The 15,031-nt window shown below is 70.9% G+C and carries 12 protein-coding genes; 3 read left to right on the top strand and 9 right to left on the bottom strand.

From position 1 onward, the window contains the following. Positions 1-126 precede the first annotated feature (126 nt). The 3 genes from BLT28_RS01260 to BLT28_RS39615 are packed head-to-tail and all read right to left on the bottom strand — an operon-like array spanning position 127 to position 2,224. Positions 127-1,701: a deoxyguanosinetriphosphate triphosphohydrolase family protein gene (locus BLT28_RS01260; RefSeq protein ID WP_030429299.1), complete on the bottom strand. Its 1,575-nt coding sequence runs from the start codon at positions 1,699-1,701 to the stop codon at positions 127-129. Between the two features lie 29 nt (positions 1,702-1,730). After that, positions 1,731-2,048 (bottom strand): hypothetical protein, encoded by a 318-nt coding sequence (locus tag BLT28_RS01255; protein ID WP_030429300.1) that lies wholly within the window; start codon positions 2,046-2,048, stop codon positions 1,731-1,733. Further along, positions 2,045-2,224, bottom strand: coding sequence for a hypothetical protein (locus BLT28_RS39615; protein WP_156050875.1), 180 nt, complete (start codon positions 2,222-2,224; stop codon positions 2,045-2,047). The genes BLT28_RS01255 and BLT28_RS39615 overlap by 4 nt, the downstream gene beginning before the upstream one ends. Positions 2,225-2,325: 101 nt before the next feature. Between BLT28_RS39615 and BLT28_RS01250 the strand changes: the two genes are divergently transcribed. After that, positions 2,326-3,270 (top strand): 50S ribosomal protein L11 methyltransferase, encoded by a 945-nt coding sequence (locus BLT28_RS01250; protein WP_162184831.1) that lies wholly within the window; start codon positions 2,326-2,328, stop codon positions 3,268-3,270. Here the strand turns inward: BLT28_RS01250 and BLT28_RS01245 are convergent. Together BLT28_RS01245 and BLT28_RS01240 are read right to left on the bottom strand one after the other, a co-directional pair. Beyond that, positions 3,237-4,055 carry an AraC family transcriptional regulator gene (locus tag BLT28_RS01245; protein WP_030429302.1) on the bottom strand — a complete coding sequence of 273 codons (819 nt, stop codon included), beginning with the start codon at positions 4,053-4,055 and terminating at the stop codon, positions 3,237-3,239. The genes BLT28_RS01250 and BLT28_RS01245 overlap by 34 nt on opposite strands. 53 nt (positions 4,056-4,108) lie before the next feature. Continuing rightward, positions 4,109-5,929, bottom strand: a complete 1,821-nt coding sequence (locus BLT28_RS01240) for a glycoside hydrolase family 15 protein (protein WP_030429303.1) — start codon at positions 5,927-5,929, stop codon at positions 4,109-4,111. Positions 5,930-6,070: 141 nt separating this feature from the next. Between BLT28_RS01240 and BLT28_RS01235 the strand changes: the two genes are divergently transcribed. Continuing rightward, the gene (locus tag BLT28_RS01235) at positions 6,071-7,525 is read left to right on the top strand and encodes an MFS transporter (protein ID WP_052407245.1); all 1,455 of its coding nucleotides are present in this window, start codon (positions 6,071-6,073) and stop codon (positions 7,523-7,525) included. Here the strand turns inward: BLT28_RS01235 and BLT28_RS01230 are convergent. The 3 genes from BLT28_RS01230 to BLT28_RS01220 all read right to left on the bottom strand — a co-directional run bounded on the left by BLT28_RS01230 (position 7,452) and on the right by BLT28_RS01220 (position 10,918). Then, positions 7,452-8,006, bottom strand: coding sequence for a potassium channel family protein (locus BLT28_RS01230; RefSeq protein WP_043811251.1), 555 nt, complete (start codon positions 8,004-8,006; stop codon positions 7,452-7,454). The two genes, BLT28_RS01235 and BLT28_RS01230, sit on opposite strands and share 74 nt — an antisense overlap. Continuing rightward, complete coding sequence (locus BLT28_RS01225) at positions 8,003-8,404, bottom strand: SHOCT domain-containing protein (RefSeq protein WP_030429306.1); 402 nt, start codon at positions 8,402-8,404, stop codon at positions 8,003-8,005. The genes BLT28_RS01230 and BLT28_RS01225 overlap by 4 nt, the downstream gene beginning before the upstream one ends. Positions 8,405-8,659: 255 nt before the next feature. Continuing rightward, the gene (locus BLT28_RS01220; protein WP_231950584.1) at positions 8,660-10,918 is read right to left on the bottom strand and encodes an arylsulfatase; all 2,259 of its coding nucleotides are present in this window, start codon (positions 10,916-10,918) and stop codon (positions 8,660-8,662) included. Positions 10,919-11,093: 175 nt separating this feature from the next. On the opposite strand from BLT28_RS01220, the gene BLT28_RS01215 reads away from it, so the two are divergent. After that, on the top strand, positions 11,094-12,254 hold the full coding sequence (locus BLT28_RS01215) for an AI-2E family transporter (protein WP_322788479.1): 1,161 nt from the start codon (positions 11,094-11,096) through the stop codon (positions 12,252-12,254). Here BLT28_RS01215 and BLT28_RS01210 read toward each other — a convergent pair. Then, a complete protein-coding gene (locus BLT28_RS01210) occupies positions 12,223-14,937 on the bottom strand; it encodes a LuxR C-terminal-related transcriptional regulator (RefSeq protein WP_030429309.1) in 2,715 nt (904 codons plus the stop codon). The genes BLT28_RS01215 and BLT28_RS01210 overlap by 32 nt on opposite strands. Positions 14,938-15,031: the final 94 nt, after the last annotated feature.

Below are 15,031 nucleotides of genomic sequence, written 5' to 3'. Positions count from 1 at the left end.
CAGCGGCCTTTCGGGTGACATGCCACAAACCGAGACAGTGAACTGTCAAGCATTGACAGAGACGATTTACGCCATTCGGTGGCCATTGTTCGGAGAAGAACGGCGGAGAATGACGCCGAATGGCCGCTAGAGCACGAACGCATCCGTCCACAGTTGACCGGTGCGGCCGGAGAGCGCGTCGAGCATGGCCACCGCCTGGGTGTCGGTGAGCGAGCACACGAAGTCCACAATGGCCCGTCCCCTGGCCAGCGCCCGGATGGCGTCGCGCCCGCTGGGCTGTTCGCCGGTGGCGCCGACGAGCGCGTCCGGAACGTGCTGGGACAGCGCGGTGTACTCGGCGTCGGCCAGTTCGACCAGGTCGTGCAGCCGCCGTGGCAGCCGCGTCGCCTCGTGCCGGTCGGTCAGCCACTGGTCGAGCGCCTCGACCAGCGTGGTCAGCAACCGGGCCTGTCCCCGTTGGTGCAGCGCGAGATCCGGCCGCTCCAGGACGAACCTGTGGTGCACGAACTTGAGCACCTGGACCTCGTGCCACTGCTGCGGCGCGAGCGCGACGTGCCCGGAGCGCGCAGGCGGATCGGCCAGCACGGTCAGCCCGTCGACCAGCCTGCCGGTCCACCGCGCGGAGAACTCCGCGACGCTCTGCTCGGCCTCGGCGGAACCGTCGAAGGGCACCGCGAGCAGGCCGTCCACCAGTTCGTGCCGCACCCGCGCCACCGCGAGCGCGAAGGCGTCGTCGTCGACGATCCAGGCGTCCTTCAGGTGCAGCCTGCGACGCAGTTTCTCCAGTGCCCGCCCGGGTTTGCGGATCTCGGCGGCCAGCTCCGCCGGGGTCAGCGCTGCCAGCTCGTGCGCCTGGGTCAGCCAGGTGCTCAGCTCCGCGGACACCGTGGCGTGCTGGAGCACCCCGACGCGGTGGAAGTCCTCGACGTCGTGGATGGCGTAGGCGATGTCGTCGGCGTTGTCCATCACCGACGCCTCGACCGTCTGCTGCCAGGAGTCGATCCGCCCGGCGAACGGCATGCGCGACTGCACCATGTCGTCCAGTTCGGTGACGTAGACGGAGAACTTCGCCGACCCGGCGCCCTTGGCGTCGGCCGGCTCAGCGGCGCCGCGCGGCGGGACCGGCATCCGGCGGGGGTGCTCGCGCGGGTGCGACAGGCGTGTCCACGGGTACTTGAGCATGGCCGCGCGCACCGCGACGGTCAGGTCGAGCCCGACCGCGGACGGTCCGCGCACGTCGGTCGTGGTGACGATGCGGAAGGACTGCGCGTTGCCCTCGAAGCCGTCCGGCAGCCCGAACCGGTGCCGCGCGACGCGGTCGAGCACCTGCTCGCCGAGGTGGCCGAAGGGCGGGTGGCCCAGGTCGTGCGCGAGCGCCGCGGCCTCGACCACGTCCGGGTCGCAGCCGCCGAGCTGCGCGATCAGCTCCGCGTGCGCTGGGTCGGCGACGAGGCGTTCCGCGACCGCGCGGGCGACCTGGGCGACCTTGATGCTGTGGGTGAGCCGGTTGTGCACGAGCAGCCCGGAGCCCGAGGGGCTGATCACCTGGGTGACGCCGCCGAGCCTGCTGAAGAACGGCGAGCTGGCGACGCGGTCCCGGTCGGCGCGGAACGGGCTGGCCGCCAGGTCCACGGCGGGCGGCTTCTCGCCCTCCGCCTCGGAGCGGCGCAGTTCCCTCGGGTCCAGGCTCGGATCGTGCATGCCGCCACCGTATCCCGGCGGCGGGCGGTTCAGTGCTCGTTGACGTAGTCCTTGCCCTTGTACTTGATCAGCACCTTGTCCAGGCGGGCCTTGAGCGGCTGGTACCCCCACGAGGTCTTCTTGCCCCTGGCGACGTCCCGCCAGTCCGAGTCGAAGTCGAAGTCGATCACGAACTTCACGCTGACGGTGCCCGCGCAGGTGTTCTCGGCGTGCGCCCTGCGGCCGAGGAACTCGCTGGAGTCCTTGGTCTTGACGCAGTTCAGCCGTGGAGCCGCCGAGGCGGGGGTTCCGGCGAGCACCAGGCCGAGCGAGACGGCGACGGCCGCGGCGGCGCGAACGGTCTTCATCGGTTGACGTGCTCCTTGCCCTCGTACTCGATCAGCACGTCCAGGGATAGCAAACCGGCCCGCTCGGGCGACAGCGTTGCGACCTCGGCCGAAAGGCGAAACTCCTTCTGCACGCCCGGAATTCGGTGGCCCGGCACCTCGCCCGCCGCTACGGTGCCCGCGTGTTCTTCATGCACCGACGCTGAGCGCCCGCCGGTAGCGCGCGGACATCCCGCCGCCGGCGATGCGGGACGGCCGCTTCCGGGCCGCCCCGGGCCTCAGCGTGGGAGAAGAACCTGTGCGCCTTGTGGCGCGGACACTGCGAGGGATCGAGGACGTGGTCGCCGACGAGATCGGCGGCCGGGTTGAGCGAGTCGGGCACCGCGAGGTGTGGTTCCGCGACTACCCCAACCCGCTCTCCCTCCGCACCGCGGATGACGTTTTCGTGGTCGCCACCGTCGCGAAGGGGATCGGCAGGACGCGCGCCGACCTCACCGCGTTCGCGGCGGCGGTCGACCGGATCGACCTCACTCGGACGCTGCACGACAGAATCCTGTGCGGCGGAAAGGAGAACTCCGCCGGAGTCGACGTCTCGGCGTCGGCGCTGGGCAAGCGGAACTACTCGCGCTTCGACGTCGAGGACGCCGTGGGGACCCGGCTCGCGCAGCGGTTGCGGCTGCCGTACTGGTCACGCCGAACCGGGGCGCCGCCGGCGAACTGCCTGTCGTGGCGGGTGACCGTGGCCGGTGGTGAAGCCACGATCGCGGTCCGGATCGCCGAGCGGCCGCTGCACCGGCGGGAGTACCGCACGACGAGCGTGCCCGGCTCGCTGCACCCGCCCCTGGCCGCCGCCATGCTGCGGCTCGCCGGACTGCGCCCCGGTGACGTGCTGTTCGACCCGTGCTGCGGGGCGGGCACCATCCCGATCGAAGCGACGTCGCTGCCGGGGGTCGTCGCGATCGGCGCGGACATCGACCCCCGGGCCGTCGCGGTGGCCAGGAGCAACGATCCGGCGGGCCGGGTGCACTGGGCGGTCGCGGACGCCGGGCGCTCACCGGTCCGGGGTGCCGACGTGATCGTCAGCAATCCGCCGTGGGATCGGCAGGTGGCGACGCGGGGAACGCCGCGGTTCTCCGCGCCGCGGACGGTCCTGTTGCTGCCCGAGCACATCGACCTCGGCGGCGAGCGGCGGCAGGTCAGCCTGTTCGGTCAGCGACCGGTGATCACCGTGCTGGACCGGTAGGCGGCGGGGGTGATCCCGTAGTAGCGGGCGAACCAGCGGGTGAGGTGGGGCTGGTCGGCGAACCCCACCTCGGCCGCGACCTCGGCGGGCGGGCGGCCCTGCTCCAGCAGCCGCCGCGCCGCCCGCAACCGCACCTGCCGCTGGTAGTCGCTGGCCGCCATCCCGTGCGCGGCAAGGAAACCGCGGTGCAACGCGTGCCTGCTGCAGCCCGCGGCGGCGGCCAGCTCGGCCGCGCCGATGTTGCGGTGGAACTCGGCGTGCAGCAGCTCCCGCGCTCGCTCGACCGGCGCCGACTCGGGCCGGACCCCCGGCGGGCTGGTGCTGCCCCGCCTGGCCAGTGCGAGCACGGCCGCGGTCACCGCCTCGTCCTGCTCCAGGCGCCCCCTGTTCTCCACCAGGGCCGCGCTCAGCCTGCGCAGCGCCGCGCCCAGCACGGGGTCGTCGAGCACCGGCGCCGAGAACAGCGGCGCGCTGTGCTTGCCCGTCGCGTCCCCGATCACGTCCGCGACGAGCTCCGGTCCGATGTGGACGATCCGGTAGGTGAAGCCCGGCTCCGTCGCCGAGCGCCCGTCGTGCGGGTCGTCGGGGTTGAACGCCATCACCATGCCCTCGGCGCTGACGTGCCCGCCGCCCCGGCAGGTGAAGCTCTGCGCGCCGCGCTCGGTGATCCCGAAGGAGTACGCGTCGTGGCTGTGCCGGTGGTAGACGTGCCGGTCGAACCGGGCGCGCATGACCTCGATCGGCCGGTCCGCCGCGCGCCAGTAACAGCTCCACTCGCTGGCCACGCCTCCATTGTGCGCGCAGGCGTCCACAACGCCACACGCAGGGCGAACGCCGCCTACGCGTCCAGCGCGGCGTCGAGGGTGATGGCGGCGTTGATGAGCGCGAGGTGGGTGAACGCCTGGGGGAAGTTGCCGATCTGCTCCCCGGTCAGGGCGATCTCCTCGGAGAACAGGCCGAGGTGGTTGCCGTAGGTGAGCATCTTCTCGAAGGTCCGCCGGGCGTCCTCTCGTCGTCCTGCCCGGGCCAGGGCGTCGACGTAAGTGAAGGTGCACAAGGAGAACGTGCCCTCCGAACCGCGCAGGCCGTCGGGTGAGGCCTCCGGGTCGTAGCGGTAGACCAGGCTGTCGGTGACCAGTTCGGAGTCCATCTCCTTCAGGGTCGACAGCCACATCGGGTCCCGTGGTGCGATGAAGCGGACCTTGGGCATCAGCAGCAGTGCGGAGTCCAGGACGTCGGTGTCGTAGTGCTGGACGAAAGCGCCCCGCGCCGGATGCCAGCCCCGTTCCATGACCTGGTCGTAGATCCTGTCGCGCTCACGCGCCCAGCGTTCGAGCGCCCCGGGGCGGCCGGACGACGTCGCGAGGCGGATGCCGCGGTCGAGCGCCACCCAGCTCATCAGTCGCCCGAACGTGAAGGGCTGACGGCCTCCCCGGGTCTCCCAGATGCCTTCCTCGGGTTGGTCCCAGTGTTCGGCGAGCCAGTCCAGCACCTCGCGGATCGCCTGCCAACCGCGGTGCGGCACACCGATCCCGGCCTGGTGGGCGACGAAGATGCTGTCCAGGGCCTCGCCGTAGATGTCGAGCTGGAGCTGCTCCGCGGCGTCGTTGCCGATCCGCACCGGGCGCGAGCCCCGGTAGCCCGCCCAGTGGGTCAGGACCTCCTCGCGCAGCTCCGAGGACCCGTCGACGCGGTACATGATGTTGAGCGGGCCGACGCCGCCCCCGGCGCGCTCCCGGATGCGGTCGCCGAGCCAGCTGCCGAACCGGGCGGCCTCGTCCACGAACCCGAGCCCCAGCAACGCGTACACGGAGAACGACGCGTCGCGCACCCAGGTGTAGCGGTAGTCCCAGTTGCGCTCGCCGCCGATCTGTTCCGGCAGTCCCGTCGTCGGAGCGGCCACCAGTCCGCCGGTCGGCGCGTAGGTCATGAGCTTGAGGGTGATCGCCGAGCGCTCCACGCTCTCCCGCCACCGGCCGCGGTAGGTCGACCGGGCGAGCCACGACCTCCAGAACGCCACCGTCTCGTCGAACAGGTGCTGGAACTCGGCGACCCGGATCTCGCGGGGAGGCCCCGCCGCAGCCGACTCCAGCACCACGCCGCGGAGCTGGCCCGCCGTCAGGTCGAGGAAGGCGATCAGGTCACCGTTCTCGACCTGGGCCTGCGCGAGTCGCTCGTCGTCGGGCTCCCGCACGGAGTGCAACGTCAACGTCAGCGCGTCGGTCTCGAAGACCGCGCCGTTGTCGGTCAGGTACGTCCGGTGTTGCCGGCGGCCGTAGTCGAACCGCGGCGCCACGACGATCTCGAAGCTCATCCGGCCGCGGACGCAGCGCACCATCCGAACGATCCGATGGCGGTCGGTGGCGTCCGAGCCCTCGGGTGGCATGAAGTCGACGACCTCGCCCACGCCGTCATCGGTGAAGAAGCGGGTGATCAGCACGGCGGAGTCCGGGTAGTACACCTGTTTGGTCCGGTACTCCGTGTCGACCGGGCGCACCCGGAAGTGCCCGCCCCGCGCGTCGTCGAGCAGGGCCCCGAACACACTGGGTGAGTCGAACCGGGGACAGCAGAACCAGTCGATCGAACCATCGGTGGTGACGAGGGCGGCTGTGTGCAGATCGCCCACGAGTCCGTGATCGGCGATCGCTGTCTCCGGCATGGCTACCTCCCTGGGGCGTGCGTGCGGTGCCACCACCGTCATCGCCGCGGGGGCGCCCGCACATCACCCGGAGGAGGTGATGCGGCCGGGCTCCGGTGCGGCACATCGTTGTGCCACAACGAACCTGGAGGGGTGCGTGCGATGACGAGCGGACCGACCGGCACGCAGGCCGGCAAGATCGTGCTGCCGCTCGCGCTCGGTCAGTTCATCGCGAGCTTCGCCGCCACGAACATGAACGTGGCCATCAGCACGATCGCCGGGGACATCGGGACGACGGTCATCGGCATCCAGACGACGATCACGTTGTTCGCGCTCGTGATGGCGTCCCTGATGATCCCGGGCAGCAAGCTGACCGACATCTGGGGCCGCAAGACGTGCTTCGTCGCCGGTCTCGCCGTCTACGGCACGGGTGCGCTGCTGGCGTCGCTCGCCCAGGGACTCGGGCTGATGATCGTCGGGTACTCGCTGCTGGAGGGGCTCGGGTCGGCGCTGATGATCCCGCCCATCTACATCCTGATCACCGTCACGTTCGCCGACCTCGACGTGCGGGCGAAGTACTTCGGCGTCGTCAGCGGCGCGGGCGGTCTCGGCGCCGCCGCGGGACCGCTGATCGGCGGGCTCGTCACCACCTCCATCAGCTGGCGCGCCGCGTTCCTGCTCCAGGTCGTCGTCGTCGCCTGGATCGTCGTGCTCGCCCGCCGGATCAGCGACCCGCCACGAACCGGGGCCCGGCCTAGCTTCGACGTCCCCGGAGCGGTCCTGTCCGCACTCGGGCTGTTCTTCGTGGTGTTCGGCATCCTGCAGACGGGGACCTACGGGTGGCTGGCCTCCCGCAAGGACTTCTCGGTCGCGGGCGTCGTCCTGATCCCCGCGGGCGGGCTCTCGCCGGTCTGGCTGTTCATCGGGATCGGCGTCGTCGTCCTCGCCGGCTTCCTGTTCCACATCCGCGCCCGGGAGAAGGCGGGCGGGGACCCGCTCGTCCCCATCCGGCTGTTCGGCAACCGCACCTCGAACCTGGGACTGGTGACCCAGCACATCCAATGGCTCGTCCTGCAAGGTTCGTTCTTCGTGATCTCGGTGTTCCTGCAGCAGGTCCGCGGCTTCAACGCGATCGAGACCGGCCTGCTGCTGCTTCCCGCCACGATCGGCATCCTGCTCTCGTCGGGAACCGCGGAACGCCTCGCCCGGAAGCACTCGCAGCGCCGGCTGATCCGAGCGGGTTTCGTCCTGACGCTCGCCGGAATGGCGCTCCTGCTCGCGTTCGGCAGCGAGGACTCCGGCGTTCTCGCCTACGCACCGGGACTGTTCCTGCTCGGTGCCGGGGTCGGGATCATGCTGACGGCCTCGGTCAACCTCGTCCAGTCGAGCTGGCCGGAGCAGGACCAGGGGGAGATCTCCGGAATCTCGCGAAGCGTGTCGAACCTGGGGTCGTCGGTGGGCACGGCCCTCGCGGGCTCGGTCCTGGTCGGTGCGGCGCACCCGGGTGGCGCGCCGTTCGCGCTCGCTCTGGCGACGCTCGGCTTCATCGCGCTCCTCGGCCTCGTGGTGGCGGTTCTGATCCCACGCGCCGACGCTGCTGGACCGCGGCCAGGATGACCCTCAACGCCACTCCGAACACCAGCAGGTCACCGATCATCTGCACGATGACCAGGACACGGGCGCCCGTCGTCACGGGGGCGATATCGCCGAAACCGACCGTGGCGAACACCGTGACGGTGAAGTACAACGCGTCGGTTCGGGTCAGCGATGCGGTGAAGCTGCCGGGCCGGGTGAGCGCCAAGAGGTAGTAGACGTTGGCGAACAGCAGCAAGAACAGCGGGACGACCAGCGCCAGGGCCTGGACTCCCTGCGACGCCGGGTGCTGGGAGCACAGGATCGCGCGAACCTCCCAGATGACCACGATCACCACCACCAGCAGGCCGACGACCAGCAGGACGAGGGTCCACGGGCTCAGCTGCCGGCCGTCCGGTATCAGGTAGTACACCAGTACCAGCACGGTGACGGTCAGCAGCGGGCGCGCCACCGCGAGCAGGAGGTAACGCCGACTCCGCTCCGGCGGCACCCGCCCGGTTCTCACGAGGTGAGGGCCTTCCGCTTGAGCTCCTGGTACTCCTTCTCGCTGATGGTGCCCTCGTCCAGCAACCGCTTGGCCTTGGCGATCAGGTCCGCCGCATTGTCCTCCGCGGACACCGACCGGACGCGGGCGGCGAACTCGTCTTGTGCGGCCCGTTCGTCCGCGGCCCTGCGCTCACCCATGTGCCGCCCCTGTGCGATCAGGTAGATCAGCACGCCGAGCAACGGCAGCAGGAGCAGGACGACCGTCCAGCCCGCCTTCCCCCAGCCGGAGATGTCCGGGCGCCGGAACAGGTCGCCGAAGATGACCACCAGCAGCCAGATCCAGATGATCCAGCAGAAGAAAACCAACATCGTCCACATCAGTTCGAAGAACGGGTACTCCGTGACCGCCAGCGACATGTCGCCCTCTCCAACCATCTCGCCGATGCGCGGGGAGCGCATCACCTGGAGCCAGGTCTAGCGGACGGGCTTCGCTCTCGGCCTCGCCCGGAGCAGGTGAGACACGGGGGTGCCGGGACGGTGCCCGCCGAGGCCGACGACCGTCCACAGTGGCCGGTGACTCGGCGGCGGGCCCGGCTTCCGGCGGCCTGACCGCCCAGCGCTCCAACCGTTCGAGCAGCACCGGCGCGATCAACAGCGCCACGGGCAGCGTCGTCATGACAGCGAAGGACATGGGTACACCCCACAACCGGTGTCGGTGATGCCGAGATCGATCTGGACCCAGTGCACCCGGCCGCGGAACGCCGGGATGCGGTGGTCGGCGGTCACCGGGGAACCCGTTTCCGTGCCGACATAACAGTTCTCCCCCGCGGAGACCAGGTAGGGTTCGGTCCGCTCGACGCGGCCGGTGCCGACCAGTTCGTCATCCAGGTAGAGGGCGACGTCGCCACCCTTGGCCAACCCGCCACCGTCGTAGGTGAACTCCATGCGAACAAGATGCGTACCCGGCGGAACGGGTTGCCCGCCAACGGTGTAGTACCGATTCAGCCCGTAGAAGTTGTAGCAGTACCCCAGCGCGCCGTCCCTGAGGTAGAGGCTCCACCCGCCGGTGACGCCGCCCTGCGCGATGATCACCCCGTCACCGCCGGGCGCGGGCACGAAGATCTCCGCGGTGACCGCGTGCGAGGTGTTCTTGAGCGGGGCCACCGAACGCTCGTCCAGCCGCCCCATGCCGAAGAAGAGCAGCTGGCGTTCGCCACGGACCAGGTGGGGTCGTCCGCCCCCGTCGGTGTTCAGCCGTTCCACGGAGCGGGCCTCGAGCGGCGGCACGGTGTACCCGGTGGTCTCGACCAGCCAGAGGCGCTGGAGCTCGTGCGGTTCCTCCGGATCCTCGGCGGCGAGGTCGTGCGCGTGGGTCCGGTCCGCGATCGTGTCGTAGAGCTCCCAGACGTCGTCGAACGACGGCAGGGCGGCATCCCGCGGACTGTGGTGCCGGGCCACCGCGGCCCACACCTTGTCGTGGATGCAACGATTGCCCAGCATCTCGAAGTACTCGGGCTCGTGACGGTTCGCCGCGTCCGGGGCGTCGAACGAGTAGGCCATGCTCACGCCCTCCATCGATCGCTGTCGGACCCCGTGCACGTGCACCGGCTCCGGCAACCCCGCGGCTTCGAGGACGGTCGGGGCCACGTCGATCACGTGGTGGACCTGCGAGCGGATCTCGCCTCTGGACTCGAACCCCCTGGGCCAGTGCACGATCGCGCCGGTGCGCGCGCCACCGAAGTGCGAGGGGGCCCGCTTCTCCCACTCGTAGGGGGCGTTCATCGCCTGCGCCCAGCCGAGGGCGTAGTAGTCGCAGGAATCCGGGCCGCCCACCTCCTCGAGCCGCTCACGCAGGAACGCCTCCCTCTCAGCGTGTCCGGCCCCGGCGGTGGTGACCTTCTCGCCCGACGCGCCGTTGCCGCCGATGATCGTGTAGATCAGGGTGTCGTCCAGGATCCCCAGCTCGTCGAGCGCGTCGACGATCCGGCCGACGTGGTGGTCGGTGTAGGACAGGAAGCCGGCGTGGAGCTCCATCTGGCGCGCCAGGACGGGCCTCATCTCCTCGGCGACCTCTTCCCACTTCGGGATCACGGAGTGCCGCGTATCCGGCTCGCAGTCCCGCGGGAGGATGCCGTGCGCCTTCTGCCGCGCGAAGATCTCCTCCCGAAGCCGGTCCCACCCCGCGTCGAACCGTCCCCGGTAGCAGTCAGCCCATCCTTGGGGCACGAGGTGCGGTGCGCGCGTTGCACCCGGTGCGAAGTACATGAAGAACGGCTTGCCCGGCATCAGCGCGTGCTGGCGTCGTATCCACCCGATCGTCCGGTCCGCGAGGTCCTCGATCAGGTGGTAGCCCCCCTGCCGGTTCTTCGGCGGTGCCACCGGGCTCGTGCCCTCGTACAGCACCGGGCGGTGGTTGGCCGGGTGGTACCGGTCGGTCTCACCGCCGAGGAATCCGTAGAAGTAGTCGAACCCGCTGCCGGTCGGCCACCGGTCGAACGGGCCGACCGGACCGGTCTCCCACTCCGGCACCTCGTGGCACTTGCCCACCCGCGCGGTCGAGTACCCGTTGAGCCGCAGGATCTCCGGCAGTGACGCGCAGACGGTGGGACGTGCCGGCGCCGACGCCGCCGTGTCCGTCGCGGAGCCCGTGCCGCCGTGGTCGTGGTCGCGTCCCGTCAGCAGCGCCGCGCGGGTGGCCGGGCAGAGCGCGGTGGTGTGGAAGCGGTTGTACCTGAGGCCGCCGACGGTGAGCTGGTCCAGCCGCGGTGTGTCACACGGACCGCCGAACGCGCTCACAGCACCGAAACCGACGTCCTCGATCAACATGATCAGCACGTTGGGCCTGCCCGCGGACGACCGCGACGGCGTGCTCAGCCCGCTGCGCGGTCGGCCCTGGATCGGCGACACGTCGTGCCGCGTCGAGTCCGTCATCACTGTGCCCCTTACCATTGAGACTGCGCCGGGAACCCGGCGATCTCCGTGGAGTGTGGGGGCGCGGCCGCCCGGTGTTCCTCACCCGGCACGGGTGAAGGCCGAGCGCCGCACCGGCGATCTCACCTGCGACGGGCGACGCCGCGACGCGCGACGCGAACTAGCGTCCCAACCCGTGCCCAGCCGTTCAGACGGCCCGCCGAGGGCCGATTCCGACACCACGACCGCCGTCGTTCCCATCGATGTCGCGGCCGGTCCGTTCGCCTTGCCGAGGGCCCTCGTGCTGCTGTTGGGGGCCGCCTCCGCCGTGGTCTCGGTCGCGGGGATGCGAGCGGCCGCATGGCTGATCGGCCCGGCGTTCCTCGCCCTGGTCATCGTGATCTCGGTCAGCCCGGTGCAGGCGTGGATGCGCCGCCGCGGGGTTCCGCGCTGGATCAGCACGGTCGTGCTGATCCTCGTCCTCTACGCGGTGATCGTCGTGCTGACGTTGGTGGTCGCCGTCTCGGTGGCGCAGCTGGCGACGTTGCTGCCGCGCTACGCCGGTCCCGCCGAGGACCTGCTCCGGTCCCTCACCACCGCCCTGAGCCGGCTCGGCATCAGTGCGGAGCAGGTGCACGCCGCGCTGAAGTCGGTGGACTTCGGCAAGGTGCTGGGCTTCGTCGGCTCGCTGTTGTCCGGCGTGACGAGCCTGTCGACCAACATCGGGTTCCTGCTCGTGCTGCTGCTGTTCCTGGGCATCGAGGCCGGGGACGCGGACAGGCGGCTGGCGGCCATCGCCTCCGACCGTCCCGGCTCCGCGGGCGCGCTCACCGACTTCGCCAAGCGGACCCGCAGCTACCTGCTGATGACGACCATCTTCGGCCTCATCGTCGCGGTGCTCGACACCGTCGCGCTCGCCTTGCTCGGCATTCCCGTCCCGGTGCTGTGGGGGCTGTTGTCGTTCGTCACCAACTACATCCCCAACATCGGCTTCCTCATCGGGCTCGCCCCGCCCGCGCTGCTCGCCCTGCTCGCCGGAGGCTGGCGGTCCTTCTTGGTCGTCATCCTGGTGTACAGCCTGCTCAACTTCGTTGTGCAGTCGCTGATCCAGCCGCGCTTCGTCGGTCACTCGGTGGGCCTGTCGACCACGACGACACTGCTCGCGCTGGTGTTCTGGGCCTGGGTGCTCGGCCCGATCGGCGCGCTGCTGGCCATCCCGCTGACGTTGCTGGTGAAGGCCCTGCTGGTGGACACCGACCCGCGCGCCGGCTGGGCGCCCGCGCTGCTGTGCCTGCCGGACACGCCGCACCCGAGCCCGGTGCCACCTACAACAACCCCCGGCGCCGCGCCGCGGTGATGGCATCCCTGCGCTGGTTGACGCCGAGCTTGCGGTAGATCCCGCGCAGGTGGGTCTTGATGGTGTTGACCGAGACGAACAGGGAGTCGGCGATCTCTTCGGTGGTGCGCATGGAGGGCAGCTCGACCAGCAGGTCCAGTTCGCGGTTGGTCAGCGCCTCGGACGCCCCGGTCGCCGACGCCGGGACCGCGGCGAGAACGGAGGCGGCGAAGCTGTCGTACCTGCCGAACCGCCCGGATCCCCGCACGAGCAGGTCGCGCACCTGGGCGCCGGCGCCGAAGAAGGGCCGGAGCGCGTGCATGGGCTGGGACAGCGCGAGCGCGCGGGAAACCGCTTCGTGCGCCCGGTGTTCGTTACCGGCCCGGTCGGCGAGCTGCGCCTCGAGCAGCCACGCGTCCACCATCGTCCCCGACACCACCGCGGGAACCCGCTGGTTGAGGATCAGGTCGAGCAAGCGCCTCGCCGCGGTCAGATGGCCCCGGTGCACGTGCAGAACCGCTTGGAGCAAGGCGTGTTCCGCGGACGGGCGAAGCAGGCGCCGCAGCCGTTCGAGCACTTCGACCGCCCACCGGTGCTCACCGACGCGCAAGGCCATGCGCTGCTCCAGCGGCGCGGCGAACGCGATCAGGGCGGGCGCCAGCTGGGCGCCCCGGAACCGCCGCCAGTGACCCCGGAAGGCGGCGACCGCCCCGTGCGGGTCCTCGGTCGTGTCGAACGCGACGGCGGCCTTCAGCAGGTGCGCCGACAGCGCGACGGTCGGATCGGCCCGCTCGTCCAGCAGCCGCACGGCCACCGAGGCCAGCCGCTCGGCGCGTTCGTGGTCCAGCCGCAGGTACGCGTCGGTGCCCATGAGCACGTACAGGTAGGCGCACCGTGCGGTCTCGCTCCAGCGCCGCTCCTGGGCGAAGTCCAGCGCGAAAGCGATCTCGCTGTTCATCTGGGCCAGGTCGCCCTCGGCCGCCGCGACGGCGGCCAGGTGGATGCGGCAGTGCAGGGCCACCGCGTCGCGGTTCTCGGCGGTGGCCAGCCGCAGCGCCCGTGCGAGATCGGCGCGCGCGGCGCGGTGCTCACCGAGCCACAACGCCGCCGTACCCCGGTTGGCCATCGCGAGCACGTCGATGTCGACGTCCCCGGTCCTGCCGGCCCTGGTGTCCTCGATCGCGGACAAGGCGTCCCGCACACCTCCCTCGAACCGGGACCGGTGGAGGAGGACCACGGCGTGCAGCGCGCGTAATCGCTGGGTGCGCGGGGGCCGGACGGCTCGCTCGACGCGCCGGACGCAGCGGTCGGCCGCGAGGACGTCGCCGCGGTCGAGCGCGGTCACCGCGCCCACCAGCGCCACCGACGGTTGCGCCAGCACCTCCTCGGGAACGGAGTCCAGCAGTGGGCGCAGGGCGTCCCCGCTGCCTTTCAGGACCTCTTGGAGGCCGAACTTCGTGATCAGCTGGACCATGAGGTCCTTGTCGGCCGACGCGATCCCGTGCTCCAGCGCGACAAGCGGGTCACCGGTCTCGGCGAACCAGTCGGCCGCGGTGCGGTGCAGGTCGCGCCTGCCGTAGGGGTTCAGCTTGCCCAGCTCGGCGAGAAGATGGCTGCGCAGCAGGGGGTGGTGGCGGTACCAGCGCCCGTCGGGACCGCCGCGGGTGATGAGGGCGTTGGTGCGCTCCAGGTGGTCCAGGATCTGGCCGCAGTTCTCCTGCTGGGACAGCAGCACCGCGAGGTCCACGGTGAACGCGGCGCAGACGGAGGTCGACAGCAGCACTTGGCGGACGTGGCCGGGCAGGTCGGCGAGGACCTCCCCGGCCAGGTAGTCGGCCATCGCGCGGTCCTCACCGGTGAACTCGGCGACGCGTGCGGCCGGATCCTCCGACCCGGCCGCCGAAAGGGCGGCCAGCCGCAGCCCGGCCGCCCACCCCTCGGTCCGCTCCATGAGCAGGCTGAGCGCGCCCGGGGGAAGCTCGACGCCGTGTCCGGCCAGCAGCGACCGGGCCTCGCGCGCGGTGAAGGTCAGCTCCGCCGGGCCGATCTCCCTGAGGCGGCCCTCCACCCGGAGCCGGGGCAGGATCAGCGGTGGCGGGAACCGGGTCGCCAGCACGATCCGCAGCGCCGACGGCAACTGGCGCAGCAGGTGGTTGAGCCCGCGCACGGCGGCCGCGGAGCTCACCTCGTGCACTCCGTCCAGCACCAGGTAGACCGGTTCGGCCAGGTGCTCGAAGGCGGCGACCAGTTCGGCGAGGAACGCCGCCTCCGTTTCCTCTCCCGGCGGGCTCAGCCGGGCCAGCCGGCCGTCCTGGCCCCACGCCCCGGTCTCCCTGAGCGCGCGGAGAATGGCCGACCACAGCGGCACGACGTCGTTGTCGTCGGCGTCCAGCGACACCCACGCGACGTGGGTGCCGCGCTCGGTGAGCCGATGCGCCCACGCCGCGAGCAGGGTCGTCTTCCCCGCGCCCGCGGGCGCGCAGACCAGCGTGACCGGCGGGCCGTCCAGCGGCTCGCGCAGGAGCTCGTCGAGGATGGCGAGCAGGCGCGGTAGGTCCACGACGGTGGGAGCGAGTACGGGAACCCGGATCTTCGTAGCGATCACCGAACCCGCGGCGGTGCCGTTCGCCGCGATGTCCTCCGGCAGCTGCGACTCGCACAGGTTCTTGTTGTTGTGCTCGCACTGTTTCTTGCCCTGCGGCATTTCGCCTCTCCCCCGATGGGAATCACGTGACTTCTCATCACCGCACCCGGCTGGGCGCGGTCGTTCCGCAGGGGTTGACTGGTACTGGCAGGGA

Origin of the sequence: Allokutzneria albata (assembly GCF_900103775.1) — a bacterium.
Classification (GTDB): Bacteria; Actinomycetota; Actinomycetes; order Mycobacteriales; family Pseudonocardiaceae; genus Allokutzneria; species Allokutzneria albata.
This window is presented reverse-complemented; position numbering and strand designations above follow the sequence as displayed.